This window comes from Bacillus infantis (assembly GCF_050107595.1).
Taxonomy (GTDB): Bacteria; Bacillota; Bacilli; order Bacillales; family Cytobacillaceae; genus Bacillus_AB; species Bacillus_AB infantis_C.
In genome coordinates this window covers 261,210-287,523 of the sequence record NZ_JBNILH010000002.1, presented here as the reverse complement: position 1 = coordinate 287,523, position 26,314 = coordinate 261,210, and the positions used below count along the sequence as shown (strand labels likewise).

Below are 26,314 nucleotides of genomic sequence, written 5' to 3'. Positions count from 1 at the left end.
CTAGCGGGCACCTGCTTCAACAGGAACTTCAACTGAATCGATGATCTTTTTGATCACTTCTTCCTCTGTGCCTGTAAGGGATGCTTCGGCGGTTAGATAGATTCTATGTGCCAGCACATATGGTGCCATCTCCTTTATATCCTCCGGGACGGCATAACTTCTGCCTTTTATCAGTGCAGCGCCGATTGCAGCCCTCTGCAGGGCAAGTGAACCCCTTGGACTGACCCCAAGTTCAATGGCAGGGGTTTCCCTCGTCTTCCTGACAATTTCGAGCAGATAGCCTTCAAGCTCTTCTGATATATGTATCTGTGCTGCTGCCTCCCTCAATCCTTCAAGTTCCTGCATGCTTATAGCCTGAGTGACTGGTCCTGACGGCCTCCTTTTCCCCTTTAATATCATTCTTTCTTCTTGAAGGCTGGGATAGCCCAGTTTAACTCTCATGAAAAAGCGGTCAAGCTGCGCAGCCGGCAGAGGAAAGGTCCCTTGCTGCGACTCAGCCGGATTCTGCGTGGCAATGACCATAAAGGGTTCTTCCGCCCTGAATGTATGTCCGTCGATTGTTACCTGGCGTTCTTCCATAGCCTCAAGCAGGCTTGACTGTGTACGCGGGGTAGCTCTGTTTATTTCATCAGCAAGAACAATATTGGCAAGTATGGGCCCTGGACGGAACTCAAATTCATGGCTTTTCGGATTAAAAAATTGGATCCCGGTTATATCACTCGGAAGTACGTCAGGTGTAAATTGAATCCTCGAGAACCTTCCCCCGAATGTTCCTGAGAATGTTTTTGCCATTAGTGTCTTGCCTGTCCCAGGCACGCTTTCAAGAAGCACATGGCCATTGAAGATGAGGGAAATCACCAGCAATTCTGCTTCTTTATCCCGGCCGACTATTACCTTTCCTATTTCGCTTTTCAGTTTTTCTATTTTATCAAGCATTTGCACACCTCTAAAATTCTAATATTTTGTCTATTTAAATATAACATGTAATTATGCAAGCATAGCAAGTGTTTGGAAGAAATAGCCTTAGCGGAGAAAATGGTTGCAAAATAGACGTTCTGGTGATTCAATAAACTTACAGGATTTAACAGATAAAATAACTAAGGTGATCATATGAGATATAAACGGGATGAGCCATTCCGATTTCAATTCCCGAAGCCGCTCCTTGGGTCCTTCAGGATTATTAAAATTGACGATAAACCGGTCGAGGCGAGGCCAGGTACAGCGGAGATTATGGATTTAAGCCCGAATGGCATGCGTTTCAAGGCTGCCATGGACCTTCCGGTAAGAGAAAAAAAGCTGCTGATGGAAATTTCTTTTATCATCAACGATTCCCTCATCACCATGACCGGCGAGCCGGTATGGCAAAAGCACGAATGGAACAGCAGCATCTATGGCTTCGTATCTGCAGAAGGCAGCGAAAAAAGCCTTGAGATCATCCAGCAGCTTAAAGAGTATACCCGAAAGGCTGCCGGCTCTTACAAATCCAGATAAAAAACTCCAGCCGCATTCTGCTGGAGTTTTTTTACTGGAACTTTACGTTCATGCAACGGAAACATTATGAATCCCCTATATGATGGAATAAATCACATGAGGAGGCTTCATATGTTTTCCCATCTCTTAAGCTGCCTGATTTTCGTTGGGACTATTTTCATTTTCAGCATCCTGCTGCTGAGGAAAAACTAGAAGGAATCCTGCTATTCCTCGTACATCATTTTCCTGGTCATTCCCCCATCGACCACGATGTTTTCACCGGTTACAAAATCGTTTTCCGGATCGCAAAGGTAGAGGCAGCAGCGGGCTATATCAGACGGTTTTCCTACTCTTCCCGAGAGATGCTGGCTATGGTCCTTTTCCCTCAATTCATCATAATGCCTTGTTTCTATCCAGCCCGGGCTAATGGAATTAACCCTTATTCCCTTGTCTGCCAAGGTTCTTGCCAGAGCGTGGGTAATGCTCGTGATTCCTCCTTTGGATGCCGAATAAGCCTCTGTGTCAGGCTCAGACATGGATGCCCGGGTGGAAGCCATATTCACGATTGAGCCTCCATTTTTCATCAGCTTCACAGCTTCCCTGCTGCAGAGGAAAACACTCCGCAAATTAGTCTGGAGAATCTCATCCCATTCATCCAATGTCATCTCCGTAAATGAAATGAACTTTGAAATCCCGGCATTATTGATGAGAATGTCTATATTTCCATACTGAGCGGCTGTCTTTTCCATTGCAGTTATAACGCTTCTTTCATCTCTCACATCCATATACACAAAAAAGGCTTGCCTGCCTTCAGATGCCAGCTCCTCCTCAAGCTCTGCTCCTTCCTTTTCAGCTATATCTGCAATAACTACCTTTGCACCCTCTTCAGCAAATGACTTGGCAATGCCCTTGCCAATACCATTAGCACCACCGGTAATGAATACTGTCCTGTCTTTAAACTTCAATGCTGCATCGTCTCCCTTCCTATTTATATTTATCCTTCAGCTGCGGGGCTCAGAAACATACTGATACAATACATCTCCGCCCCGCTGGCCTATGCCGCGGAAATGCTTAAAGTCCGGGCGGCTGACAAGTACACTCCGAAACTCAAGGAAATCTTCTTTTTTTACATAGTACTCCGAAAGTTCACCGTTTTTAAGCTTATCAAGCAAATCGTTCACCAAGTTTTGTTCCAAGCCAATACCTCCTTTTCACATACTACCTGTATACCAAATTACTATAAGAATTTCCACGGAAATACCTGCAGAATGGCAGTTATGCAGTTTGTGTGAACCCCGAAAAAATGGAAATTTCAGTTAAAAATGTTCAAAATTCTTTACGAAATTCAAAAAGTAGTGCAAAATGTTAATAAGCTTTTAGAGAAGAAACAAACATGGGAGAGGAAGAGGTTCTATGAAGAGAGCAGAAGTCGGTAACGTGATTGAATTCAGGGAAGGCCTGAAGGGCATAGTTGAAAAAGTGAACGAGAATTCGGTGATTGTCGACCTTACATACATGGATGACTATCGTGATCTTGAATTGGAACAAAGGACTGTTGTTAACCATAAAAACTACAAAGTCATTAAAGAATCGGTATTTTGACAGCAAAATGTAAGCGCTGCAATAAGAACAAAAGCACAGGCACCTTTATCCACCCTTAAGAAACGCAGACCAAGTACGCCACGTCCTGTGGCAACGTCTGCATGATCCCCTTACTGGGGGCCTCAAAACGAGCCTCCCTGAAAGGCGCCTTTGCCTTTTTGGGAAGTTTGGCTTGTGACTCCGGCGCAGCTGCTGGATGTTGATAAGTGATAATGGTCCACAAGACTTACAATTTATAAACCCCTAAACAATAAAAAGTAAAAAACCTCCGCAGTCAGGCGGAGGTTTTTTACTTTTCTGCAAGGCGGGCTATTTCATCTGATTCATATATCCTTGCAGCCTTGCGGGCTTCCTTATCCTGGATTCCGGCGGCTGCCATCCCTTTTGCCACATCGGCTGCCTGGATGGATCTATATTTTTGAAGCTTTCCTTTCATAAATGGCCCTGCGGCCTTTAAGAAAACCTCTCCGGTTTTTTCCCCCAGCCTGAACTCTGCCCTATCACCGGCAAGAAGGGACGGCCGGAAAATGTGGAGGCTGAAAGCATTCATCATCTTAAGCTGTTCTTCCATCTGTCCTTTTACCTTGCTATAAAAAAACATAGAGTTAGGGTCTGCCCCCATTGACGATATGATCAGGAATCTGGCTGCGCCTGCTTTTTGTGCAAGCAGTGCTGCCTTTATGGGATACTCTAAATCTGTTTGCCGGAAAGCTTCTTTGCTTCCCGCCTTCTTAATGGTGGTGCCAATACAGCAGAATACATCGTCAGCCTCGAAAGCTTCCTCCATCTCTTCAAGACTGCTGAAATCCCCAATAAATACCGTCAGTTTTGGATGCTCTATGCTGAGCGGGCGCCTGCTGATCACTTTTATTTGTGAGTACTGGCCGCTGACCAGGAGCAGCTCCAAAAGATGGCCCCCTGTCAGGCCGGTAGCGCCTAAAATTAATGCTTTTCGCATCTTTTTCCCTCCTGAATGCAGTTTCAGAACAGTTCAATGCACAAAAGTAGTAGCAGAGTGCTTTCTTTTTTTGATAAAATAGTGATTGGTTTGTTAGAACGCCAATATATTGTACGAGCCAACAGCTTACTTACTGATTATACAGCATAAATAGCATTGCACCGTAAACCCGCTTTTATTTTTTCCACCTGGCTGAAAGGAGATCATGAATGAAAATTGGCTCAATTGATATAAAACTGGTCCTTGGGGTCATGATTGCCCATTTGTTACTGTTTTTCACTTTTCAGGACAGGGCCGTATTTTGGTATATTTTCACCGCTTCCATGCTGTTTCTGATCAGCTATTCAATTATGACAGAAGAAGTGGAGGATGAGGCTTCTTTCCGATCTTACCTATTCTATGGGGCAGTTTCCGGAATTCTCCTCTATGGATTATTCTGGACAGGCCATTTCCTGATAGAGATTATGAACCTGCCATTCGCAAGCCAAATCGGCAGATTGTACAGCCGCCTTTCCCCGGAAGTGATCTGGCATTATATCGTCCTGATCCTTGTCATCATCCCGGGCGAAGAAATTTTCTGGCGGGGCTTTGTTCAAAAACGCCTGCAAAGCTGCATAAGACCAGGATGGGCAGTGCCTTTGGCTGCTTTGCTGTACGCCTCCGTCCATTTCTATTCCGGTTATCCGGTCCTTGCGCTGGCCGCCCTTGCAGCCGGGCTGTTCTGGGGATATCTGTATGCATGGAAGAGAAGCCTGCCTCTGGTCATTGTCTCTCATCTCATATTCGATCTATTGATTTTCATTATCTTGCCGCTCAACTGATGAAATCAGCAAAATTTGTAACTTCTTGCCGATAATCATCGTCTACTCTATTATAAAACTGCATGATATACAGGAGGAATGCCAAAATGAACACACTTCAAAAACTATTGCTGGCTACAGGGATCCTTTCACTCGCACTTGCCGGGTGTGGAACCTCAGAAGACACAGGCAGTGGAGACAATGGAACCAATACAGAAGAAACCGCGGGTACAACAGACGGCACCCAGGAAACTGGTGACAATTCAAATGGTGCAGGCACCGAGCAGACGGATGATCAGTCTGAAGGGGAAGAAACCGCGGAAACAGACAGCTCTGAAATGCCGCAGGAAAAATCCCTGTCATACCAGGTGAATGGAGAGATGACGGAAGAAACTGCAGTCCTTGAAAAAAGCGACAACCAGAACTATAGCTTATATGTCCTTCCTTCATACGAACTGACAGCTGAAGAGCCTAATAAGGATGTCCTTTATCTGACCGAAAATGATCAAGTATTCATGAGGATCGAGCTGCTTCCTGAAGATACAGACTGGGAAATGGCTGAAGAAAATGCAAAATCCCAGCTTACAGCGGTAAGCAGTGAGGTGCAGTCTGCAGAAGCTTCTGATGACGAATTCCTCCAGGATGCGATCATTTATAAAGCAGCTTCAGAAGAAGATAAAGCAGCGGTCTACTTGATTAAAAACGATAAACAGCCGCTTAAGCTGAGCATCTACACAAAAAATGATGCTGATCACACAGATGCATTTATTCAAATGGCAAAAACCATTTCAGCAGATAAATAAGGAAAACAGGCCGATGAATCACCTCATCGGCCTGTTTTTTTATGATTCTTTCTCTTCTGCAGGCTTAATCCAGAGCAAGACAATAAATAGAATGCTGACATACCCGAATATCGGATAAAGATAGGATAGCAGTGTACTGTATTCTATCATGCTGATCAAACAGGTGATAAAGTAAATACCCCCGACCGACCAGATTGCCGGGATAGAAACATACTGCCTTATCTGTCTCTCCAGCCCGAAAATATTCCCGATTATCGAGGTAAAGATCTCTCCATATATGATCAGTACAAACAGGCCGTAAAAACCGGAAGCAAGATTTTTCATGATGACAGCCATCGGTATTTCATACACTTCCAGGTCAGGCAGCATCACAAGAGTCAGATGGCTTGATAAAAGGATGATGGTCAATGCCGCCCCTCCGATATATCCTCCCATCCTAATGGTCCGGTCATCCTTTATCTCAGCCGCAACAGGCACCAGGACCGCCTGTGCCAGGGCCAGATTAAGGGCGGTATAGGAAAATGGCGCAGCTACAGCTTTCCAACCATCCTCCGCAAACGGAATGAACAGCAGCTGCTCCTGAAAGCCCGGAAGTCTTATAGAAATGAACATTAAGATAAAACTAAAGGCAATCATCATAGGCACAACAAATAAATTCACAGCAAAAAGGCCTTTAATGCCCAGAATCATCACAATTACAGACAATATGATCGTTGCAAACACCCCTGAGAGCTTGGACAATCCAAGCTGCTCCTGAAATACAGCTCCTGCGCCTGACAGCATGACCGCACATACGCCAAGGAGCATGATTAATGTCAGGATATTGATCACTTTCCCAAAATATCTGCCGAACAGATAATCATTCAGCTCCTGGTAAGATCTTGCATGTATCCGGGCTGAGATCCTCATCAGCTTTGTTCCCAGCATAATAAATATATATCCGCTCATCAGAATTCCGATCAGCCCGATAAACCCGAACCGGGTAAAAAACTCTACTATTTCCTTGCCTGTTGCAAAACCCGCTCCTACTACTGTACCGACATAGACAGCAGCAATCTGCAAGGCTCCAGTCCAGTTTTTCACGAAACCGCCTCCTCCCTTCATGTATATGACCGGCTTTGTCAACAAAGACGAGCTTTTCAAAACAATTCATTTCTTTGGCTAAAATTGCCAAGTCTTATTGCTTGAAAGTCAAATTAGGTCAAAGTATAATAAAATCAAAGTTAGTCAAATATAGTCAAAGTCAACATATAGGAGGCATTGATTGATGAACTGTGAAAAATGTCAACAAAACCAGGCGACAATTCAATTAAGGTTTAATATAAATGGCAATAAAATTGAAACACATCTCTGCAGCAGCTGCTATCAGACCGAAAAGCAAAAAATGAACGCTTCATTCGGATATCAGAATCCCTTTGAAGCTTCCGGCATGGAAGACTTGTTCAAACAAATGGGCGCCGGTGAAGGCGGTGCCGGCAAGGGAATGAAACAGCAGCCAAAAGGCAAAAAGACAGACGGCTTTATTGACCAGTTCGGCAAGAACCTGAGCAATGCTGCCAATGCAGGGTTAATAGATCCTGTGATTGGCAGGGATGAAGAGATTGACCGTGTCATTGAAATCCTGAATCGGAGAAATAAAAATAATCCAGTACTGATCGGGGAGCCAGGTGTCGGGAAAACTGCCATTGCAGAAGGACTGGCACTGAAGATATCTGAAAAGAAAGCACCCCGCAAACTGCTGAATAAAGAAGTTTATCTTCTTGATGTCGCTTCGCTTGTTGCCAATACCGGCATTCGCGGACAGTTTGAAGAACGGATGAAACAGCTTATCACAGAGCTGCAGGAGAGGAAAAATATTATCCTGTTCATTGATGAAATTCACCTTCTTGTCGGAGCAGGATCCGCTGAAGGCTCCATGGACGCTGGCAACATTCTGAAGCCTGCCCTTGCACGCGGCGAACTTCAGGTGATCGGTGCGACTACTTTGAAGGAGTATCGCCAGATTGAAAAAGACCCGGCGCTTGAAAGGCGCTTCCAGCCTGTTCACATTCAGGAGCCAACACAGGAACAGGCTTTAGAAATTCTGAAAGGCCTTCAGTCCAAATATGAGGACTTCCATGAAGTCATCTATTCTGAAGAGGCGCTGTCAGCATGCGTCACTCTGTCAAGCAGATATATCCAGGACAGATTCCTTCCGGATAAAGCCATAGATCTATTGGATGAAGCGGGATCAAAAATCAATCTTACAGCAGAATATACACCTGGGGAAGAAATTGAGCAGAGGCTGGCTGAAATATCAGCAGCCAAAGATGAAGTCTTGAAGAAAGAGGACTATGAAGAAGCGGCCAAGCTTCGCGAACAGGAAATTAAGCTGGAAAAAGCATTAAATAATGATTCCGCCAAAAGGCCGGTTGTGGAAGTGGAGCATATCCAGGAAATCATAGAAAGAAAAACCGGCATCCCAGTCGGCAAAATACAGCATGATGAACAATCCAAGATGAAGAACCTGGAAAAATCCCTTTCCGAAAAAGTGATCGGCCAGGATGAAGCCGTTAAAAAGGTCGCCAAGGCAGTACGCAGAAGCAGGGCTGGATTAAAATCCAAAAACCGCCCAATAGGCTCTTTCTTATTTGTCGGTCCAACCGGTGTTGGTAAAACCGAACTGACAAAAACGCTTGCTGAAGAGCTCTTTGGCTCTAAAGACAGCATGATCAGGCTTGATATGAGTGAATATATGGAAAAACACAGCATATCAAAAATCATCGGTTCCCCTCCGGGATACGTCGGACATGATGAAGCAGGCCAGCTGACTGAGAAGGTGCGGAGAAATCCATACAGCATCATCCTGCTGGATGAGATAGAAAAAGCCCACCCTGACGTACAGCATATGTTCCTGCAGATTCTTGAAGACGGCCGCCTGACAGACAGCCAGGGCAGGACCGTCAGCTTTAAGGATTCTGTAATTATCATGACAAGCAACGCCGGTGCAGGCCACAGGGAAATCAAGGTAGGTTTCGGCAGCAGCGCAGTGAAGGAATCAGGCATCCTTGATTCTCTGGGCAGTTTCTTTAAGCCAGAGTTCCTGAACAGATTTGACAGCATCATTGAGTTTAAACAGCTGGAAAAAGACAGCCTGCTGAAAATCGTGCAGCTGATGCTTGAGGAGCTGAATACGGCACTCAAAGAACAAGAGATGCTACTGACTTTCACTGAAGAAGCGGTTGAAAAACTGGCCGAGCTTGGCTATCATCCGGCTTTTGGAGCCCGTCCGCTTAGAAGGGCAATCCAGGAGCAGCTGGAAGACAAAATTGCGGACATTATTCTGGAAGATCCATCATGCAGGCAGCTGCATGCAGACCTTCTGGATGGAACCATTGTGGTTACTGGAAAATAAAGATGCAGTACAATTTAGAAAGACATACAGAAGCTTAATTCAGGCTTACTGTATGTCTTTTTTTCTGTTAGATTCGAAAGATATTCATCAAATTTTTACAAATTGTGATAAAATTGGTGAATAAATCATCTGAAAGGCAACAAAAGCTATGAACAAAACAAGCCTGATAGAAAGCCGGAATCTGCTTCTGATACAGCTGCTCTGGCTGTTTTACATAATCGATACAGCTTTTTACACATTCGTCGATCAGCGTCATGATCTGCTGTGGCCGCCTGTAGGTCTTGGCTTTTGCCTGCTGCTCAGCGGCCTCAATTATTTTAAGCCAAAGCCTCACTTTATGATGATTGTAATCCTGGCCAGTATATACAGTTATCTGTTTTACCTGAACCTGCAGCTTCCTTATTTGGTCAATTATATTTTTCTGGTGTTCGGAATCATTTTATCTGCCTTTTACCAAAGCTATCTTGCCCTTGTCATCTCCAGCTCGCTGGCTGCCGCAGCCCTTATAACCCTGAATGCGGCCAATGGACATATAATTGCAGAAATGTCCGGTCCTGAGGATCTGCCTTATATCCTCCTGTTTGCTATGCTAACAAGCATTCTGCTTTTTTTCATGATCAAACATGCGAACAGGCTGTGGGAAAAAGCGGAGAGAAATGAAATGGCTGCGAGGAAGGACCTGGAATCTACCAGGTCCTATATTGACGCTTTTTTTGACAATACCAGCGATTCCATTGTAATAGCAGATGCAGAAAAAAGGATTCTAAGAATGAATGACAGTTTCTCCCTGCTGTTTCAATCGGCAGCCCCGGAGCTTGGGGACAGTCTTGAAGCCATCATAGCGGATAAAAATGGTGAGATTTCCGCTATGCTGGATTCAGCGCTTCTTGGCCGCAGTATTTCCGGAGCTGAACTTTCTTTTCCGGGTGTCAGTGATGAGCCAATCGTGCTGGAGGCGACCGTATCCCCTGTCTATAGTTCTCAACTTAATATTTTTGCAGTATCAATGGTCATAAGGGATGTAACTGAAAAGAAAAAGCTGGAAGAGTACCTGCGGAATTCTGAAAAATTGAAGGTCACCGGTGAGATGGCAGCGAGCGTCGCCCACGAAATAAAAAATCCAATAACGGTCATATCAGGCTTTATCCAAATGATCGGTGAAAAAGATAATGATTATGGGCAATATATTTCAATCATTCATTCTGAACTGGAGCGGATGAACGGGATCATCAATGAATTTCTGTATCTATCCAAACCGCACACACCAATTATGAAACCTCAGCCGCTCGAACCGCTGCTAAGTGAAGCAGCGCTCCTGTTTGAGTCTGAGGCACATTATAGAAATGTACATGTTCTGAAAGATATTCCGCCTGGCTGCGGAACTGTCCTTTGCGATCCCGGCAAGCTTAAGCAGGCATGCATCAATCTGGTTCAAAACAGCATTGACTCTATGCAGGAAGGCGGTGTTGTTAAAATCTCGTGCAGACAGACCAGCAGCGGTGAAGCAAGAATTCTAATCGCAGACAGCGGTTGCGGTATGCCCGAGGAACTTCTGCAACATATCAAAAAACCTTTCTTTACCACTAAGGAATCAGGCACTGGCCTAGGGCTGATGATTACAGAGCAGATTATCCAGCAGCATAAAGGCAGGCTCGCGATCACCAGCAGGGTGGGGGCTGGTACAACAGCCGAAATCCATCTCCCCCTTTTAACAGAAGGACAGGACGGCAATCAGTCAGAAGAGCTTTGCTGAACAAAAACGCAAACGCCTTGATCACCCTTAAGAAACGCCGACTAAGAACTCCACTTCCTGTAGCAGCGTCTTCATACTTCATGGGGGTCTTTCAATTCATACATTCCTAAACACCAAAAAAGAGCCGGGGGATCCCCGGCTCTTCTTACTTTACAGGCTTTGGTCATCTACAGAATTCAGCCAGCTTTCAATTTCACCGATTACGGATTCTACACAGCCTTCCTCAAATGGTGAAAGAAGATTGGCTTCCTTGACAAGCTCTGTGAAAGGAAGGCTTCCGCCCAATCCGCACAGTTTGACATAATCGCTCCATGCCTCTTCCTGGTTTTCCCTTGAACGCTTCCAGAACTGGAAAGCGCAAATCTGTGCAAGCGTATAGTCAATATAATAGAAAGGCGAATTAAAGATATGCCCCTGGCGCTGCCAGAAACCGCCGTTCTCCAGATACTCATTTCCTTCATAGTCTTTATGCGGCTGGTATTTCCTTTCAATTTCCCTCCAGGCCTGCTTACGCTCCTGTGGAGTAGCGGTGTGATTTTCGTATACCCAATGCTGGAATTCATCGACGCTTACTCCGTAAGGAAGGAAAAGTAATGCTGAGCTTAAGTGGGAAAACTTGTACTTGTCTGTATCTTCCTTAAAGAAATTCTCCATCCATGGCCATGTGAAGAACTCCATGCTCATGGAATGGATTTCTGCCGCTTCATAAGTCGGCCAGTTGTATTCAGGAATTTCAAAATCGCTGCTTGAATATACCTGGAAAGCATGGCCGGCTTCATGTGTGAGCACATCGATATCACCTGAAGTTCCATTGAAATTGGAGAAGATGAACGGTGCTTTATGGTTCTCAATATAGGTACAGTAGCCGCCTCCTGCTTTCCCCTTTTTCGCCACAAGATCCATCAGCTGATTATCATTCATAAAAGAAAAGAATCTGCCTGTTTCTTCTGAGAGTTCGTCATACATTTTCTGGCCGTTCTTAATGATCCACTCAGGGCTTCCCTTCGGTACTGCATTGCCGGTCTTATATAGGAATGGCTCATCATAGTATTTCAATTCATCAAGGCCGATTCTATCCTGCTGGCGCTGCTTTAGCTTTGTCGCGATCGGGACGATATGCTCTTTGACCTGGCCGCGGAATTTGGCGACCATTTCTGCATTATAATCCGTCCGGTACATTCTATAGTACGCCAGCTCTACAAAGTTATTGTAGCCAAGCTTCTGCGCAATTTCGGTCCTGACTTTTACAAGTTCGTCATAGATCCGGTCTAGCTCCTCTTCATTGTCAGCAAGGAATCCGAAACGTGCCTCCTGTGCCCTTTTCCTCATTTCCCTGTCGGTTGATTCAGTAAAAGGCTCCATTTGGGCCAGCGTGCGCTCTTCACCTTCAAAATCAATCTTGGCGGAGGCCATCAGCTTCGTATATTCAGATGATAGCTTATTCTCCGTCTGCATGAGTGGAAGGATTTCAGGCTTGAACACCTTCAGCTGGGCATCAGCCAGTGCAAAAAGCTGCTTTCCCCATTTTTCTTCAAGCTCTGAACGAAACTTTGATTCTACCAGCTCTTTATAATAATCCGTTACAAACCCTTCCAGCTGCGGCTGTACTTCATCCATATAATCCTGTTCATTTTTATAAAATTCGTCATTTGTATCAATCGAATGGCGGATATAGCATAAGTTGAACATTGTCCCAATATCATTGCGAATCTGATTGATTTCTTTCATCGCTTCATTCTGTTCATCGGCACTTGCTGCCCCCCTGAACCTCTCCAGGGCAGCTTCAAATTTTTTGCCCGCTTCGTCCATGTCTGGACGGACATATGTATAATCACTGAATTTCATTCTTTTCCCCCCGAATATCTTTATTTTCAAAAACCATACTAAAGATTCGACATCCAGCAGATAAATCCTCCTGAAAAAACAAAAAACACAGCAGGATCACTGTGCTTTGCTTTAAAATCTGCCGACAGATAAGCCGAGTTTCTTTAAAAGATCGATCGCTGTCTGCTTTTCTTCATTAGAGAGCTCTGACACCAATTCATGGATGAACTGCTCATGAGACGGAAAGATTTCTTCGATGAACGTTTTTCCTTTTTCTGTAATCTGGGCAAATGTCACGCGCCGGTCTGTCGGGCAGGCCACACGGCGAAGATACCCTTTTTCTTCAAGCTTGTCCACTACATAGGTAATACTGCCGCTTGCAAGCAGGATTTTTCCGCCGATTTGCTGCAGCGGCTGGTCCCCTTTGTGATAGAGCAGCTCAAGCACCGCAAATTCAGTCGGATTCAATCCGTATGTCTGAATCAGCTTATTGACATTCTCATTAACAGCCCTGCAGGCCCTTGATAAAACGATAAAAAGCTTTAATGATTGATTTACCTGTTCGTTCCCCATTTTTAAACAGATCCTTTAACACATTATTTTATCTCAAATTCAGCATTATTATAAGGAAGCTTGCCTCTTGTGTCAATTTTTGGGCCGCAATGATGGAGAATTAGCTGTAACCTTCCAATTTTCATTCACTTCTGCCTTCACAGGCTGTTCCCTCATGATATATTCAGCCAGCAGTTCTGTCATATCCTTATGGATCTCCCGGATGACAGGTGTATTCTTAAACATCCAGTAGCCGCCTCCTCCTCCTGCCCGGTAATGGTTCATGACCACCTCAAACACTTCATCCATTTTCATTGCCTCTCCTCTGTGCTCCAAGACAGTGACACGGCTTCCTTCAGGCAGGGATAGGTCCAGCTCATACTCGATCCCTTCCCACATATCATAATTATAATGCTGGGGTTTCGGCTTTGAAAAGAAAGGATTCACTCCAATTTCCCCATTTTCACCAACGCAGAAGTAGGAGGCAGATCTTTCCAGTGCATCTTTGATGTCCTGGCCTGTTACCTGCAGTACAGAGAGTGTGTTCGGATAAATATAATTGGTCATGATATCCCTCATGGTAACCGTGCTGCTGAATCCCGGGGCACCTTCATTGAAAAGGGCAGTGCAGGAAATATTTGCACCGGATGCGTCCATCTGGACGCGGTTGACCAGCTCAATCAATGGATGCTCCCTGATTCTGGCTTCCAGTGGATCTGTGATCAGCATATTTTCCGTCAGAGAGCCTATTTCTTCATCAAGCCATTTTTGCGTTTCATTTTCGTAAAAGCTTGCATCATGGATGATCTCCTTGTCACACTCCCCTTCATTGCTGATCAAAGATGTCTCCAGGCCGGCGATCGTCCACTCATGGCGCACCTTTTCAAAGGTCACTTCTACTTTGCCCAAATGGCTTCCATGGGCTCCTGGCATGATGACCGGCACCCCATTCACCTCTTTGCCCGCAATCCTCCTATGCTGATGACCGGTGATCAGCAGATCGATTTCCGGAAATTCCATGCAGATCCTGTAAGCCTCATTTTCTCCTGTTTCCTCCTCCGCTTTGGCGCCTGTTTCCAAATCCCGTTCAAAACCTCCATGATAAGCGACCGCGAGGAAGTCGGGATTTTCGGTTTCTTCTATATAAGGAATCCAGCGTGCAAGAGCATCAATTGCCGAGTCGAAGAAAAGTTCCTGAATATGATCAGGTCTCTCCCAATTCGGGATATGGCTTGTTGTAATCCCAAGGACCGCTATCTTAAGCTCATTCATTTCCTTAATTACATAGGGCACTCCAAAATACGGCTCCTTCGTTGTCCGGTGCAGCACATTGGCGCTCAGCCAGGGGAAATTGGATTCACTGGCAGCGCTTTTGATCATTTCGATTCCATAATTGAATTCATGGTTGCCGATTACAGCAGCATCATACTCCAGCTTATTCAGGACCTGGACCATGGGATTGACACGGTGCTTTAAGAACCGGGAATAATGGTACATAAGCGGCGTCCCCTGGATCAGGTCGCCGTTGTCCAGAAGGAGTGTATGTTCTGTCTTCCCTTTCTCCTGCCTGATCACTGACGCCAGTTTGGCAAGCCCCTCCTCCAGTTCTTTTCCCGTGCTGTAATCGTAAGGATAAATGCTGCCGTGTAAATCAGAAGTAACAAGGAACGATATTGTCTCTTTATTTTTCATCTAACTCCTCCCTTTAGTACCTATTTATCATTCTCGGCTGCTGTTAAACTTGAAATGGTCATAAGTGGTATAATAACAAAAGAGCCCGGCCAGGTACGAGGCGCTCTTCTCAATTATACAAATTTCTATTGAGGTACATACAAATGAAAAAATCAAAGAACTATATTTTGTATCTCGCAGCCGTTATGATCCCTGTGGTCATTTCCAGCCTCTTTTATATGAACAAGCTGCTGGATCAGAATATCAGCGACCGCCAGGAAGCCGCCAGGTGGACGGCAGCCATCCACCAGCGGCACTGGGATGACTTTATCTCGGAAACAGTTTCTACCCTTGAGGTTCTTTCTATTTCGGCCTCAGCGGAAATGCAGGATCCGGCTAAAATCTCACCGCTGCTTCAGCGCATCCATCTGATGGATTCACGCTATGGTGGATTATATGTAGCCAATGCCCGCGGAGAAGTCATCGCAGGATCGAACTCTCTGTTTGACAACAAGAGTATGCTAGAAAAAGATTATATACAGGAAGCAATGGATGCCAAGGATATCGTCATTTCCTCCAGGCAGGAAACGCTTGAAAACGGCCAGAAGGTCATTGGACTGGCAGCGCCGGTGCTTAAAGAGAACCGGGAGATTGCCGGAATTGCCATAGCACAGATCAGGGTAGACCATATTGAAAATATATTGACCATGCTGACGCCCGATGCCAGGCTGGTTGTCTACAACCAGGAGGATGCGCCGATCATGATCTTTAATATGGCGGATTCCGATTCATTTGGCAATATGCAGACAGTTATGATTCCAATCGAGAGGCTCCCGTGGACAATTAAAACAGCCGTCCCTGACAGGGATAACGCAGCAATCTTCAAAGAGGCAGCGGGATTTATTGCAAGGCTGCTGATCATCTTCCATATCATCTTCTTTTTTATCAAATATATCATGCTTAAAAGGCAGGCGGCAGAGGAAAAGAAGAAAAACGAATTGCAGAAGCTTGAGCTGGTTGGCACCCTTGCAGCAAGCACAGCTCATGAAATCCGGAATCCTCTGACCGGAATAAAAGGGCTTGTCCAGCTTCTCAGTGAAAAATACACACATTCCGAGGATCAATACTTTTTTAAAGTGATTGACACAGAGATCAGCAGAATTAATGAGATTGTGAGTGAGTTCCTGATCCTGGGAAAACCTGCAGCCCTGAACATGGAAAAAATCAATCTAAAAGACATCATTTCTGATCTGATTCCCCTTTTCGAATCCGAAGCTTCACTGACAAATGTGCAGTGCACCTATCATCTGCCGGATAACCCGGCAATTGCCGAGGGTACACAGGATCAGCTTAAGCAGGTGCTTCTCAACCTTGCAAAGAACGCTTTTGAAGCAATGCAAGACGGAGGGCGGCTCACCATCTCCCTGCACACTGGCGGCGAATGGCACAGCATCATTCTGGAAGACACAGGCTCTGGCATACGTGAGGAAGACCTTGAGAAGGTATTCACGCCATTTTTCACATCAAAGGATATGGGAACTGGGCTTGGCCTAGTTGTATGCCAGAGGATCATTGAGTCCTTCGGAGGCAGCATCAGCATATCAAGCAGATTGAATGAAGGTACAAAAGCTGAGATCCTGCTGCCTGTAAAAGAGTAAGGGGCAGGCACCCATTCACAAAATGTAAAGCAGAGCACCATACGGTACTCTGCTTTACATCATTCAAGGGTGAAAATCGGCTGTTTCTCCTCGATCCTGCCCTTCAGTTCAGCCATCATTGAAAGAAGACTGCTGCTTCTGTCCTCCGGTGCAATCTTTTTATGAAGGACAGTATAGAGGACAACATCCCTGAGCCTCAGAAACAGCGGGAGCTGGTCCAGCCACCCGGGAGGAAGAGGCCTGATTTCCTCATAGCCTGAGATAAATTCTTTCAGAAATCCTGCTGCAAAAGTATTTTTCTCCTGCTGTGTATCGTTTTTGCAGCGGTAAAGGACCGAGTAATACACCGGGATGGCTATATCTGAGGAAAACCAGTGGTAGGCGCAGTCATCAAAGTCAAACGGATAGACCTTATTTCCATCAAAAAAGAAATTGCCTGAATGAAGATCTGTATGCACAAGCCCAAAGCTGTCTTTTCCTGCAGGCAGTTCTCCAATGATGCTGATGAGCTCCCTGCTGTTTGCGATTAACCCTGCATGCCCCTCAGCAGGTACATACCTTTCAGGAAAAAGGACATCTTCCTCATCCCACCCAGGCCTTGTTCCAATTTCAGCATTTGCTTTATAAATGGCTGTTGCGTCATGCATCTGGGCAATGATCCTGCCCCACGATTTGAAAAGTTCTTTGTCAAACTCTTTATCAGTTACTTCTATTGGCCTGCCCGGAGCTTTCGAAAACAGACAAGCATAGAACTTGCTGCCATCACTGCAACCAGCGGTTATGATTCTTTCTCCTGAAGCCATAATCACCCCAGGAACCTGAATTCCCTCAGAGAATAAATGGTTGAGCCAATCGATCTCGGCTGCAATATCGTGAAAAGACCGATGCGATTGGTGAGTAATCCTGAGGATATAAGGCGTTCCCCCCTTCCTCACTTCATAAACAAAATTCTCAAAATCCCCAAGCAGCCTGCAATCCTCTTCAAGTCCGTACATATCCTTCATGTCTTGAAGAATTGAACTGCCGACCAGCAATTCCCGAATATATTTTTCCATATTTGCCTCCGGATTTGATTTCCACACAGCTCCATTGTAAATGAATCATGGATAAATCTACTAAAATATATTATGCTATTTTATTATGTCTTAATCGATAAAGAACTCTATCGATAATTAACACCAGGAGGGAATCAATGGGACACCCTGCAGCGGTCCAAAAGCAAAATTATAATGAAGGGACAGTCTATAAAGTTTTATTTATCATCGGGCTCTGCCATCTGTTGAACGATACGATCCAGGCTGTAGTGCCTGCAATGTTTCCCATTCTCGAGAAGTCGATGGGACTGACTTATACAGAGCTGGGCTTCATAGCTTTTTCCCTTAACATCGTTTCTTCGGTCCTCCAGCCGGTTACCGGCATGCTGACTGACCGGAAGCCGATGCCATTTGCACTTCCAGCCGGGCTGGCCGTTTCACTGGCCGGAGTGCTCGGCCTCGCTTTGGCTGGAAGTTTTCTTTCAATAGTACTATCCGTTGTGCTGATTGGCCTCGGTTCAGCAATTTTCCACCCTGAAGGGTCGCGTGTCGCCTATATGGCTGCAGGGACAAAAAGGGGACTGGCACAGTCGATTTACCAGGTGGGGGGCAATACAGGACAGGCGCTTGCACCGCTCATTACAGCCCTCGTGCTTGTGCCGCTGGGACAAAGAGGAGCTTCATGGTTTACATTGGCTGCAGCCCTTGCTTCCGGCCTTCTAGTCTATATCGCCTTCTGGTATTCCGGACAACTGAAGGATGAAAGGCAGCTGGTGCTGAAAAAATCCAGGACCGGCAAAAAACGGCAAACAGCCTTTAAAAGCAAAATAGCACTTTCATTGGCCGTTATCCTCTTTTTGATTTTTGCGCGCTCCTGGTATATCTCAGCCATCACTAATTTTTATGCTTTTTATGCGATATCAGAATATTCCTTCACGATTACGCAGGCACAAGTATTTTTGTTTGCATTCCTGGCTGCAGGCGCTGCAGGAACTTTTTTTGGCGGCCCATTATCTGACCGTTTTGGAAAAAAGAGAATCATCTTAGTCTCTATGGCTGCATCTGCACCATTCTCAATCCTGCTGCCGTATATGCCAAAAGAACTTGCTTTTATCTTTTTGCTGTTAACCGGCTTCATTCTAATGGCGAGCTTTTCGGTTACAGTAGTCTATGCGCAGGAGCTGGTGCCTGGAAAAATCGGCACCATGTCCGGGCTCACAGTCGGCCTGGCCTTTGGGATGGGAGCAATCGGATCAGTAGCGCTCGGATGGCTGGCAGATATGATCGGCCTCCCCCTGACTTTGGCTGTCACCGGCTTCCTTCCTCTATTAGGCCTTTTATCAGCTGTTCTGCCTTCAGACCGCCAGCTTGCAGAAATGCAGGCCAAAGATTTCTAAAATCAGCTTTTGAAATGGGCTGTCCGAACCCGGGTACCGGTTTGGACAGCCTTCTTCATATTCATTCTTTTCTGCCGCACAATGATTTTACGGGGAACTTTTTTCTTTCTGCTGTATATATTAGTATTGCGCGCTAAGCCCATAAATACGGTTAGTCTAGATTGCATGGTGCTCATCATGCTTCAAAGGAAAGGCGGGGAGCTTTATACCATGAGCGAAGTAATTATCGGGAGCGTACTGTCTGCCCTTTCAACAGGCCTCGGGGCTTTGATCATACTGTTTATGCACGGGAGCATCACCCACCGCTGGAGAGACATCTTATTGGCATTTACAGCGGGCATTATGATGGCAGCCTCCATGATGGGACTTATACCGGAGGCGCTGGCTGCGGGAGGGTTTCTGCCGCTCGCTGCAGGTGTTTTCCTCGGTGTTCTCTCCTTAACGCTGCTGGAGAAAAATATACCCCATATTGACCTGCAGCATTCGAAGAAAGGGCTCGAATTTGATGAAAAGGCAATGCTGATCATCGCAGCCATCACACTGCATAATATCCCAGAGGGTTTATCCGTGGGGGTCAGCTACGCTTCGAGCACAGAAGATACAGGCAACCTGATCGCCTTTGCCATTGGGTTGCAAAATGCCCCTGAAGGATTCCTTGTAGCTTTATTTCTGGTAAACCAGAAAATACACAAATTCAAGGCATTTATTATTGCCACCCTGACAGGTGCGATAGAAATCGTCACCGGGCTTCTCGGATTCTATCTTACATCATTTATCAGCACTCTCGTTCCCTATGGCCTTGCCTTCGCCGCAGGCGCCATGCTCTTCATTATCTATAAAGAGCTGATCCCTGAGAGCCATGGAGACGGAAATGAACGTACTGCCACTTATTCCTTCATCATAGGCCTGCTGTTTATGATCTTTCTGATCAATATTTTTTAGCCTGTCAAATAGAATTGGAGGCCTGATAAAACAGGCCCCCTCTTCATCGGATTTGGATCCGCTGCGGGAGAACCCGCAGCGGATCCTATGCTTATCCAAAAGTTATGTGGTTAGGCTGTGCTGTTTTCTTCTATGAGGAGAATAGCTGTGAAGTTTGATTTGCGAGTATTTTGGCTGAAGTAATAAGATACGCAATAATGTTTGGCCCGGAATCCCGGATAATCCTTTTTAAAGCTGACAACTGTCAAACCTGCCGCTGTAACTGCGGCTTAGACTTTTGCCAGCTCCCTCGGCCAAAGAATCATCTCTTTATAGGGTCCCTTAACAGCTTCTTGATTTCTGCTTTCTTTCTTCATAGTTTGCTGAAATTCCAGAATCAGCTTGTCAAGCTCCTGGCTGCAGCGGATCGTTGCCGCACTGGAAATTCCTTCTCTCTCTGCAATCTTAATCATTGCTTCCCTTTTCACCTGGATTTCTTTCAGTAAGTATTCATTTGACTGGCACAACTTTCTTTTCCTCCTAATCCGTGTCCCATTCCCTTTTTTTATAATCCAATCATTCTATCTTCCCTCTTTAAATGTTTTTCTCTTTATATAATAATAAAAACAGCGGCGATTTCCCCAGTCATTCCTTCTCTATTCAGCACCATTCATGGAATGTTGAGAAATAATAGGCCACTTGAAGCATTATTACAAGAATTTCTATAAAAGTAAATAGATTCGCAATATTAGACAAATTATTCAAGAAAAAAAGTTCTTTCATAATTCGAAATATATTAATTCGACAGATTTCATTTTGTTTTGCAGATTGAATCTGACTGTATAATACAGAAAGAGGGAAAAAGAATGCAGCTAATTAACCATTTTTGTTTTTCAGTTTCATATCTCGAAAGATCCATTTCTTTCTATCAGAAGGCATTCAAGGCAAAATTGCTTGTTTCCGGCAGGACAACTGCCTACTTGGATTTAAATGGGCTATGGATTGCTCTAAATGAAGAAAAAGATATTCCGAGAAGAGAAATCAAAGATTCCTACACTCATATCGCCTTTCATGCAGAAGAAGGAGAATTGGCAGAGCTGGAAAAAAGGCTTATAAAAGCCGGGGCTGTCATTCTTGCTGGGAGAAGCAGGCATGAAAAAGACGGCCGGTCCATTTATTTTGAGGATCCGGATGGGCATAAATTCGAATACCACACCGGAACCCTTCAGGATCGTCTTGATTATTACCGCAAGGAAAAACCGCATATGACTTTTTATTGAGAGAAGCAGCAAGAGCGGCTGTTTTAACTACATAAATTATAATAAGAACAGCGAAAAAAGTATTAAACCGTGTTGATTGGAGTGGAAGGCACGTAGACTCCTGCGGGATTGCAGCGGCAGAGCTGAGACCCCGCAGGAGGTACGACGAGTTATCATGAACGAAACTAGCTCCTACTCGTAACATCGTAGGTTAATCTGGTTAGAATGTTTACTGTTAAAATACATTCCCAAATCAGAGCTACATTACGGAAGGAGCTAGTTATTATGCAGGATACCATAAAATACGTAGGTTTAGACGTCTCAAAAGAAAAGATTGCGGTCGCTATCGCAGAAGAAGGCCGGGCAGAGCCTAGATACTGGGGATTAATTCCCCATACCCCAGAAGCAGTAAAGAAATTAATGAAAAAGTTAGGCAGGCCTGAAACACTCCGAGTGTGTTATGAAGCCGGTCCGACCGGATATCCACTCTATCGGCTACTCATGACAATGGGGATTCAGTGCTCGGTAATTGCCCCTTCTCTTATTCCTAAAAGACCTGGAGAACGCATTAAGACGGACCGCAGGGATTCTATTCGCTTAGCTCATTTGTACCGCGCTGGCGAATTGACTGCCATCTATGTTCCAGATAAAGAAGATGAGGCGCTGCGGGATCTTATTAGATGCAGAGAAGACGCTAAAGAGGGGGAAGCATCGATTAAGTAAGTTTTTACTTCGCAATGACATTAAACCACCAAGTGGAATAAACAAGTGGACAAAAAAGTATTTTGAATGGCTTGATACTTTAAAGTTTGAAAACACTTCCCTGCAAATCACTTTCCAGGAATACTATCACCAAATTAAGGAATTATCACAACGGATTCTAAGGCTGGAAGATGAAATTAGGATTCAGTCCAATGAAGGGATTCACGCCCAGAAAATTCAGGCACTCCAATCATTAAGAGGTGTGGCTTTTATCACAGCGACAAGCATTGTGGCAGAAATCGGTTCGTTTAAACATTTTACTACGCCCAAACAATTCATGGCGTATGTTGGTCTGATACCTAGCGAGTATTCAAGTGGAGAAAGAAGAAGCCAAGGACAGATAACCAAAACAGGAAATCGGCATGTGCGGCGATTACTGGTAGAGGCCTCATGGAGTTATAGATATAAGCCAGCTGTGAAAGGAGAACTTAAAAAACGACAAAACGGCCAGTCTCCAACTATCCAGGCAATATCATGGAAGGCACAGAACAGGCTGCATAATAAGTATTTACGTTTACTAGCGAGAGGTAAAGAAAGTCCAAAAGCCGTTACAGCTGTCGCGAGAGAATTGGCAGGATTTATTTGGGCAGTGATGCAAGAAGTAGAAGACATTCCTCAAGGGTAAAAAAAAGAGAAGTAGTGATCTATCGAAAGATAGAGGTTGTAAATAGAACTGAGAATAGGGCTCGAAGGCAAAGAAAAAAACCGGAAAGGAAGATCCACGTGCCTCCTCTGTGCTATATCTGAATAGGTTAACGCACGTCGCGAGTTAGTGGCAGGTCCTTTATACGGAAAGATAAAATGTGAAAACCCACGAATATCAGAATGATAACCGCAGTTGAGTTTTTGCCTTCGTGCCGTGTTCTTATCTTCTATACCTATCATTAACAGGAGGTCGATTATTCCTTCTTTTAGCTTTAACTAGCGTCTCATCACTTGGATGGGCCGTCAAGGAGACCACTTGACCGCCCATCCAAGCGATGAGAAATGGTCAGTAAGCTAAAGAAGGAGCTATTCTAGCCAATGTGGCTAAATATCTAACCAGTACAAAGAAGCCAGAATAGCTTCTCTTCTTAAAAGTACCCAAAAACAAAACCAAAACGATGGTGTAGTGGGAATCTTGACAGTTTCGTTCATATCAGGAGGCTCAGCGCCGCCCCGCGGAAAGCGAAGTGCCTGGAACGGAAATCAACAGACTCCATTTATAAGTCTATAGTATGTTAGGAACCGATAAAAAAGGATCGGCATATACCGATCCTTAGTTAACAGCCTTAAAGCATTCAGGCTGCCTCTATTCTCTTCAATTAAGCTTCTGCGCCTTCTTTTTCATAGATTGGAACCCAGCCTTCAGAGGTAACGAAGATACGTACTGCGACAACCTTGCGATCTTCCTGGAGGGTGAAATAATGCCTGATATTTTCAGGAACAGAAATCAGGTCTCCCGGATCAAGAAATACTTCAAAAAAGCCTCCGTCTTTCCCCTGAATAATGAAAACACCGTGCCCGCTGACAATAAAACGGACCTCATCGTCTGTATGGTGGTGCTCCTGCTGAAAATTCTTCAGCAGCTGGTCAAGATTCGGCGTGCTTTCAGACAGCGAAATAACGTCCTGCGCCTGGTAGCCCCTTCGTTCAGAGATATCCTTGATTTCAGCGGCAAAACTCTCAAGGATCCTTTCCTTCTCTTCATCTGAAAGATTATACTTTTCTCTCAGATCCACAGGCAGCTTTTGAATATCCCAGTTTTCATAAATGACTTCCTGGCTGTCAAGGAAAGAGGCCACCTCTTCCCGGTTCCTGATTTCTTCTTTTGTGTCCTGCAATACAATATATGCCATCTTTTTAATCTCCCTTCAACTTTTATATAAAGGCTTGAAGCGGCTTGTGCTGCAGCAGCTTCAGCTGATAGCGGAATAAAAACTCTGAAGCCTCCAAAAGCTTTTTGGCTTCAAAGGGGGTGCGCCCCCATACTGTAATTCCATGGTTGCGGATCAGGACAGCACCGGAATCAGCAAAGATATGCTCTGAAAAAGACTCAGCAAGCTTAGGGATATGAGCATGGTTAGGAATAATCGGGATCGTAAGGACTGCATCCTCTTCCCACATATCAAAAGCCTTGATAAGCTCCTGGCCTTTGAAGGCAACAGATCCTGCATCCCCATACAATTCAGATATCACATTATTGTCAACCGTATGGACATGCAGGCTGCATCCTGCATTGGTTCTTTTATAAATTTCTACATGGAGAAGCGTTTCTGCAGAGGGTCTCAGTCCGGTTTCATCTGCAGGCTTTCCCTCATGGTCAACCAGCAGGAAATCCTCTTCTGTCCGCTTTCGCTTGTCTTTCCCGCTTGCCGTAACAAGGAATTGCAGCGGTTCGGCAGCAACCTTAATCGCAAGGTTCCCGCTTGTTCCCATAAACCAGTCCCGGCCTGCAAGTTCTTCCTTTATGTCTGCCAGCTGGTCCCATTTTTCCTGGATGAGGCTCATAGTTTCACCCCTATCAATCTCTTTAATTCTGTAATGCAATCAAAAAAGTCGGTAAACGGCCTGTGATCCAGGCCAAGCTCCCTGCTCTTCTGCAGCAGCAGATCTCTTGCCAGTACAAAATCGGCCTGCTTTGCGGCCTGCAGATCTGTAATGCTGTCGCCGATGACAATTTTATATAAACCTTCTTCGTCCCGCGATCTCATGATGGAAGGCTTGCAGCAGCCGCAGCCATTTTCACATTCTTCATCACATTCATGCGGCCAGATGATTTTAATCACATCCCCGCTGAAATCGGAATGGTTGCAGTAGATGGCTTCCAAAGGGCCGAATTTGTCAAGCAGCGGGTGAATGAAAAAGTCGATGCCGCCGCTGACGATGTATAAAGGGATACTCTCTGTTTTCAGATACGCAATGAACTCTTCAAATCCTTCCCGGATCTTTGCCTGACTAAGGACATATGCGGTGATTTCCTCCTTCAGGCTGCTCGGTAAAAGTGCAAACATCCGGCCGACGCCTTCCTGAATGGAAATTTCTTCAGCAAGGACCTTGTCCTTCAGCGATTCCCACTCAGGAGGGGCGAAATGCTTCATGATGCTGATGATATTATCTGATTCAGTTATCGTCCCGTCAAAATCGCAGAACACTGCAAGCCTATCCATTCTGCAGCACCTCTTTGCTTCCCCAGAGCGCTATTGCTTTTGCCAGCTCCGGATATTCCTGCTGGGGCTGGTGCAATGTCTTTCCTTCCAGCACAAGGCTGATCGCCTGCCGGAATGCTGCTCCCCCGCCTCTTGCACCGTCAGGGTGGCCATGGACGCCGCCTCCGGCATTTATGACGCTGTCAATCCCGAAGTCCCTGACAAGCAGAGGGACCAGGCCAGGGTGGATCCCGGCTGAAGGGACAGGAAAGCTTTTTTTATAAATATCATCCTCTGTCAGCGCAGCGCTGATGGATAAAGCATGGTTCCGCTCCAGTGCCACGGAGCCATATGGCGAAGGGAACAGGGATAAGTCTGCACCGGCCATGCGTGCCAGCTTTCCAAGCAGTAAGCTGTGGCTTAAGCCGTAAACAGGAGAAGAAGTCATTGCACCGCTCACTGCCGGGTGGGCCATGATCGGAAGGCCGATTTCCCCGTCCTCTCTTAACGCCTGAAGAACATCCAGTCCATAGGCAAAGGCATTGAACAGCAGCATATCAGCACCAAGCTCTGCCGCTCTTTTTGCTTTTTCTTTCAGTTCAAATGTACGGCCTGTCAGATTCACTGCATAAAGTGTCCTGTGCCCTGTTTCTTCAAAAGCTTCCCTAAGAACCCTTTTGCCTTCTGTAATCCTCTCTGAGAAAGGGGCAAGCTTATTATCAAAGAAAATTTCATCGTCCTTAACGATATCAATTCCCCCGCGTGCCTGTTCCTTCAGCTGCTTCAGAAGATAATCGAGATCTCTCCCAATCACGCCTTTGAAGATGCTCATTAACAGCGGCCGTCCGTGAACATCAAGCTTTTTGCGGATTCCTTCAATGCCAAAAAGCGGGCCCGGGAAATTCCGCTTGAAGCTCTCTGCTGCATCCAGGTCGAGAAGCTTAATTTTTCCATCGAGCGAAAGCTTTCCAAATACAGTTGTCAGAACAGCAGGCAGGTCGGCGCTGAAGTTTGCGGCCGGGTAGGCAATTTTAATCAGCGCAGCCCCATTATTTCCATCCTGCTCCCCATTTTCAACAGAAACGACTCTCCCTTTATGCTTCTTAAGCTGGTCCTTTTCTAGATCCAGCAGATCTGTCCACGATCCCACCGTCAATCCCAAGGCAATTTCCTCTGCCTTTTTTTCCAGATCCCCGCCGGAACCATTCAGTAAATATGACGCGATAATTTCACTCATAATCTTGTTCCCCCTGCATTTATGTATGGTCATGCTGATCGCGGTTCTCTCACCTGCGAATAGTTACGATAATAAAATAGAATCAATAAAA

At 45.4% G+C, this 26,314-nt stretch carries 26 protein-coding genes; 12 read left to right on the top strand and 14 right to left on the bottom strand.

All coding sequences use genetic code 11. The annotated features are described in order from the left end of the window. Nucleotides 1–936, bottom strand: coding sequence for an AAA family ATPase (locus ACQCVH_RS04695; protein WP_426834669.1), 936 nt, complete (start codon nt 934–936; stop codon nt 1–3). Between the two features lie 174 nt (nt 937–1,110). Here ACQCVH_RS04695 and ACQCVH_RS04690 point away from each other — a divergent pair, with 174 nt between their 5' ends. Then, complete coding sequence (locus tag ACQCVH_RS04690; RefSeq protein WP_426834668.1) at nt 1,111–1,491, top strand: PilZ domain-containing protein; 381 nt, start codon at nt 1,111–1,113, stop codon at nt 1,489–1,491. Nucleotides 1,492–1,694: 203 nt separating this feature from the next. Here ACQCVH_RS04690 and ACQCVH_RS04685 read toward each other — a convergent pair whose 3' ends face one another. After that, nucleotides 1,695–2,435, bottom strand: a complete 741-nt coding sequence (locus tag ACQCVH_RS04685; RefSeq protein WP_426834667.1) for an SDR family NAD(P)-dependent oxidoreductase — start codon at nt 2,433–2,435, stop codon at nt 1,695–1,697. Nucleotides 2,436–2,471: 36 nt separating this feature from the next. Beyond that, nucleotides 2,472–2,666, bottom strand: a complete 195-nt coding sequence (locus ACQCVH_RS04680; RefSeq protein WP_426834666.1) for a hypothetical protein — start codon at nt 2,664–2,666, stop codon at nt 2,472–2,474. Between the two features lie 217 nt (nt 2,667–2,883). On the opposite strand from ACQCVH_RS04680, the gene ACQCVH_RS04675 reads away from it, so the two are divergent. Then, the gene (locus ACQCVH_RS04675) at nt 2,884–3,072 is read left to right on the top strand and encodes a YkvS family protein (RefSeq protein WP_426834665.1); all 189 of its coding nucleotides are present in this window, start codon (nt 2,884–2,886) and stop codon (nt 3,070–3,072) included. Between the two features lie 289 nt (nt 3,073–3,361). Here the strand turns inward: ACQCVH_RS04675 and ACQCVH_RS04670 are convergent, their stop codons facing one another. Beyond that, nucleotides 3,362–4,030 (bottom strand): oxidoreductase, encoded by a 669-nt coding sequence (locus ACQCVH_RS04670; RefSeq protein ID WP_426834664.1) that lies wholly within the window; start codon nt 4,028–4,030, stop codon nt 3,362–3,364. Between the two features lie 209 nt (nt 4,031–4,239). Between ACQCVH_RS04670 and ACQCVH_RS04665 the strand changes: the two genes are divergently transcribed. Continuing rightward, nucleotides 4,240–4,851 (top strand): CPBP family intramembrane glutamic endopeptidase, encoded by a 612-nt coding sequence (locus tag ACQCVH_RS04665; RefSeq protein ID WP_426834663.1) that lies wholly within the window; start codon nt 4,240–4,242, stop codon nt 4,849–4,851. Nucleotides 4,852–4,937: 86 nt separating this feature from the next. Beyond that, nucleotides 4,938–5,633, top strand: coding sequence for a hypothetical protein (locus ACQCVH_RS04660; RefSeq protein WP_426834662.1), 696 nt, complete (start codon nt 4,938–4,940; stop codon nt 5,631–5,633). A gap of 39 nt (nt 5,634–5,672) precedes the next feature. Here ACQCVH_RS04660 and ACQCVH_RS04655 read toward each other — a convergent pair whose 3' ends face one another. After that, a complete protein-coding gene (locus tag ACQCVH_RS04655) occupies nt 5,673–6,716 on the bottom strand; it encodes a YkvI family membrane protein (RefSeq protein ID WP_426834661.1) in 1,044 nt (347 codons plus the stop codon). 184 nt (nt 6,717–6,900) lie between these two features. Between ACQCVH_RS04655 and ACQCVH_RS04650 the strand changes: the two genes are divergently transcribed. Together ACQCVH_RS04650 and ACQCVH_RS04645 are read left to right on the top strand one after the other, a co-directional pair. Then, nucleotides 6,901–9,027, top strand: coding sequence for an ATP-dependent Clp protease ATP-binding subunit (locus ACQCVH_RS04650; protein WP_426834660.1), 2,127 nt, complete (start codon nt 6,901–6,903; stop codon nt 9,025–9,027). Between the two features lie 148 nt (nt 9,028–9,175). Continuing rightward, nucleotides 9,176–10,780: a two-component system sensor histidine kinase NtrB gene (locus ACQCVH_RS04645; RefSeq protein WP_426834659.1), complete on the top strand. Its 1,605-nt coding sequence runs from the start codon at nt 9,176–9,178 to the stop codon at nt 10,778–10,780. Nucleotides 10,781–10,930: 150 nt separating this feature from the next. On the opposite strand, the gene ACQCVH_RS04640 is transcribed toward ACQCVH_RS04645, so the two are convergent. The 3 genes from ACQCVH_RS04640 to ACQCVH_RS04630 all read right to left on the bottom strand — a co-directional run bounded on the left by ACQCVH_RS04640 (nt 10,931) and on the right by ACQCVH_RS04630 (nt 14,848). Next, a complete protein-coding gene (locus tag ACQCVH_RS04640) occupies nt 10,931–12,625 on the bottom strand; it encodes a M3 family oligoendopeptidase (RefSeq protein ID WP_426834658.1) in 1,695 nt (564 codons plus the stop codon). 111 nt (nt 12,626–12,736) lie between these two features. Continuing rightward, nucleotides 12,737–13,177 carry a MarR family winged helix-turn-helix transcriptional regulator gene (locus ACQCVH_RS04635; protein WP_426834657.1) on the bottom strand — a complete coding sequence of 147 codons (441 nt, stop codon included), beginning with the start codon at nt 13,175–13,177 and terminating at the stop codon, nt 12,737–12,739. Between the two features lie 72 nt (nt 13,178–13,249). Next, complete coding sequence (locus ACQCVH_RS04630) at nt 13,250–14,848, bottom strand: bifunctional metallophosphatase/5'-nucleotidase (RefSeq protein ID WP_426834656.1); 1,599 nt, start codon at nt 14,846–14,848, stop codon at nt 13,250–13,252. A 143-nt stretch (nt 14,849–14,991) separates the two neighbouring features. Here ACQCVH_RS04630 and ACQCVH_RS04625 point away from each other — a divergent pair, with 143 nt between their 5' ends. Beyond that, nucleotides 14,992–16,485: an ATP-binding protein gene (locus ACQCVH_RS04625; protein WP_426834655.1), complete on the top strand. Its 1,494-nt coding sequence runs from the start codon at nt 14,992–14,994 to the stop codon at nt 16,483–16,485. Nucleotides 16,486–16,544: 59 nt separating this feature from the next. On the opposite strand, the gene ACQCVH_RS04620 is transcribed toward ACQCVH_RS04625, so the two are convergent. Next, the gene (locus ACQCVH_RS04620; RefSeq protein WP_426834654.1) at nt 16,545–17,540 is read right to left on the bottom strand and encodes a phosphotransferase enzyme family protein; all 996 of its coding nucleotides are present in this window, start codon (nt 17,538–17,540) and stop codon (nt 16,545–16,547) included. 137 nt (nt 17,541–17,677) lie between these two features. Between ACQCVH_RS04620 and ACQCVH_RS04615 the strand changes: the two genes are divergently transcribed. Beyond that, the gene (locus tag ACQCVH_RS04615; protein WP_426834653.1) at nt 17,678–18,916 is read left to right on the top strand and encodes an MFS transporter; all 1,239 of its coding nucleotides are present in this window, start codon (nt 17,678–17,680) and stop codon (nt 18,914–18,916) included. Between the two features lie 210 nt (nt 18,917–19,126). Continuing rightward, nucleotides 19,127–19,858 (top strand): ZIP family metal transporter, encoded by a 732-nt coding sequence (locus ACQCVH_RS04610; RefSeq protein ID WP_426834652.1) that lies wholly within the window; start codon nt 19,127–19,129, stop codon nt 19,856–19,858. 269 nt (nt 19,859–20,127) lie between these two features. Here ACQCVH_RS04610 and ACQCVH_RS04605 read toward each other — a convergent pair whose 3' ends face one another. Continuing rightward, nucleotides 20,128–20,364 (bottom strand): Spo0E family sporulation regulatory protein-aspartic acid phosphatase, encoded by a 237-nt coding sequence (locus ACQCVH_RS04605; RefSeq protein WP_426834651.1) that lies wholly within the window; start codon nt 20,362–20,364, stop codon nt 20,128–20,130. A gap of 339 nt (nt 20,365–20,703) precedes the next feature. On the opposite strand from ACQCVH_RS04605, the gene fosB reads away from it, so the two are divergent. From fosB to ACQCVH_RS04590, 3 genes are all read left to right on the top strand, one after another. Further along, entirely contained in the window at nt 20,704–21,117 is a 414-nt protein-coding gene (gene fosB, locus ACQCVH_RS04600) for a metallothiol transferase FosB (protein ID WP_426834650.1), read from the top strand. A 264-nt stretch (nt 21,118–21,381) separates the two neighbouring features. Beyond that, nucleotides 21,382–21,819 (top strand): IS110 family transposase, encoded by a 438-nt coding sequence (locus ACQCVH_RS04595; RefSeq protein WP_426834649.1) that lies wholly within the window; start codon nt 21,382–21,384, stop codon nt 21,817–21,819. After that, entirely contained in the window at nt 21,734–22,483 is a 750-nt protein-coding gene (locus ACQCVH_RS04590) for an IS110 family RNA-guided transposase (RefSeq protein WP_426834648.1), read from the top strand. Before ACQCVH_RS04595 ends, ACQCVH_RS04590 begins: the two co-directional genes overlap by 86 nt. A 679-nt stretch (nt 22,484–23,162) precedes the next feature. Here ACQCVH_RS04590 and ACQCVH_RS04585 read toward each other — a convergent pair. Genes ACQCVH_RS04585 through mtnW form a run of 4 tightly spaced genes read right to left on the bottom strand, consistent with a single transcriptional unit; the run spans nt 23,163 to nt 26,223 of the window. Next, entirely contained in the window at nt 23,163–23,696 is a 534-nt protein-coding gene (locus ACQCVH_RS04585; protein ID WP_426834647.1) for a cupin domain-containing protein, read from the bottom strand. 22 nt (nt 23,697–23,718) lie between these two features. After that, nucleotides 23,719–24,348: a methylthioribulose 1-phosphate dehydratase gene (locus tag ACQCVH_RS04580; RefSeq protein WP_426834646.1), complete on the bottom strand. Its 630-nt coding sequence runs from the start codon at nt 24,346–24,348 to the stop codon at nt 23,719–23,721. After that, nucleotides 24,345–25,007, bottom strand: a complete 663-nt coding sequence (locus tag ACQCVH_RS04575) for a 2-hydroxy-3-keto-5-methylthiopentenyl-1-phosphate phosphatase (RefSeq protein WP_426834645.1) — start codon at nt 25,005–25,007, stop codon at nt 24,345–24,347. Before ACQCVH_RS04575 ends, ACQCVH_RS04580 begins: the two co-directional genes overlap by 4 nt. Beyond that, nucleotides 25,000–26,223 (bottom strand): 2,3-diketo-5-methylthiopentyl-1-phosphate enolase, encoded by a 1,224-nt coding sequence (mtnW, locus tag ACQCVH_RS04570; RefSeq protein ID WP_426834644.1) that lies wholly within the window; start codon nt 26,221–26,223, stop codon nt 25,000–25,002. Before mtnW ends, ACQCVH_RS04575 begins: the two co-directional genes overlap by 8 nt. Nucleotides 26,224–26,314: the final 91 nt, after the last annotated feature.

Bases quoted from the DNA above. Each gene is read 5' to 3' on its own strand.
- ACQCVH_RS04695 (WP_426834669.1), bottom strand. From the start codon at position 936: ATGCTTGATAAAATAGAAAAACTGAAAAGCGAAATAGGAAAGGTAATA.
- ACQCVH_RS04690 (WP_426834668.1), top strand. From the start codon at position 1,111: ATGAGATATAAACGGGATGAGCCATTCCGATTTCAATTCCCGAAGCCG.
- ACQCVH_RS04675 (WP_426834665.1), top strand. From the start codon at position 2,884: ATGAAGAGAGCAGAAGTCGGTAACGTGATTGAATTCAGGGAAGGCCTG.
- ACQCVH_RS04670 (WP_426834664.1), bottom strand. From the start codon at position 4,030: ATGCGAAAAGCATTAATTTTAGGCGCTACCGGCCTGACAGGGGGCCAT.
- ACQCVH_RS04665 (WP_426834663.1), top strand. From the start codon at position 4,240: ATGAAAATTGGCTCAATTGATATAAAACTGGTCCTTGGGGTCATGATT.
- ACQCVH_RS04660 (WP_426834662.1), top strand. From the start codon at position 4,938: ATGAACACACTTCAAAAACTATTGCTGGCTACAGGGATCCTTTCACTC.
- ACQCVH_RS04650 (WP_426834660.1), top strand. From the start codon at position 6,901: ATGAACTGTGAAAAATGTCAACAAAACCAGGCGACAATTCAATTAAGG.
- ACQCVH_RS04645 (WP_426834659.1), top strand. From the start codon at position 9,176: ATGAACAAAACAAGCCTGATAGAAAGCCGGAATCTGCTTCTGATACAG.
- ACQCVH_RS04640 (WP_426834658.1), bottom strand. From the start codon at position 12,625: ATGAAATTCAGTGATTATACATATGTCCGTCCAGACATGGACGAAGCG.
- ACQCVH_RS04635 (WP_426834657.1), bottom strand. From the start codon at position 13,177: ATGGGGAACGAACAGGTAAATCAATCATTAAAGCTTTTTATCGTTTTA.
- ACQCVH_RS04630 (WP_426834656.1), bottom strand. From the start codon at position 14,848: ATGAAAAATAAAGAGACAATATCGTTCCTTGTTACTTCTGATTTACAC.
- ACQCVH_RS04625 (WP_426834655.1), top strand. From the start codon at position 14,992: ATGAAAAAATCAAAGAACTATATTTTGTATCTCGCAGCCGTTATGATC.
- ACQCVH_RS04620 (WP_426834654.1), bottom strand. From the start codon at position 17,540: ATGGAAAAATATATTCGGGAATTGCTGGTCGGCAGTTCAATTCTTCAA.
- ACQCVH_RS04615 (WP_426834653.1), top strand. From the start codon at position 17,678: ATGGGACACCCTGCAGCGGTCCAAAAGCAAAATTATAATGAAGGGACA.
- ACQCVH_RS04610 (WP_426834652.1), top strand. From the start codon at position 19,127: ATGAGCGAAGTAATTATCGGGAGCGTACTGTCTGCCCTTTCAACAGGC.
- fosB (WP_426834650.1), top strand. From the start codon at position 20,704: ATGCAGCTAATTAACCATTTTTGTTTTTCAGTTTCATATCTCGAAAGA.
- ACQCVH_RS04595 (WP_426834649.1), top strand. From the start codon at position 21,382: ATGCAGGATACCATAAAATACGTAGGTTTAGACGTCTCAAAAGAAAAG.
- ACQCVH_RS04590 (WP_426834648.1), top strand. From the start codon at position 21,734: ATGTTCCAGATAAAGAAGATGAGGCGCTGCGGGATCTTATTAGATGCA.
- ACQCVH_RS04585 (WP_426834647.1), bottom strand. From the start codon at position 23,696: ATGGCATATATTGTATTGCAGGACACAAAAGAAGAAATCAGGAACCGG.
- ACQCVH_RS04580 (WP_426834646.1), bottom strand. From the start codon at position 24,348: ATGAGCCTCATCCAGGAAAAATGGGACCAGCTGGCAGACATAAAGGAA.
- ACQCVH_RS04575 (WP_426834645.1), bottom strand. From the start codon at position 25,007: ATGGATAGGCTTGCAGTGTTCTGCGATTTTGACGGGACGATAACTGAA.
- mtnW (WP_426834644.1), bottom strand. From the start codon at position 26,223: ATGAGTGAAATTATCGCGTCATATTTACTGAATGGTTCCGGCGGGGAT.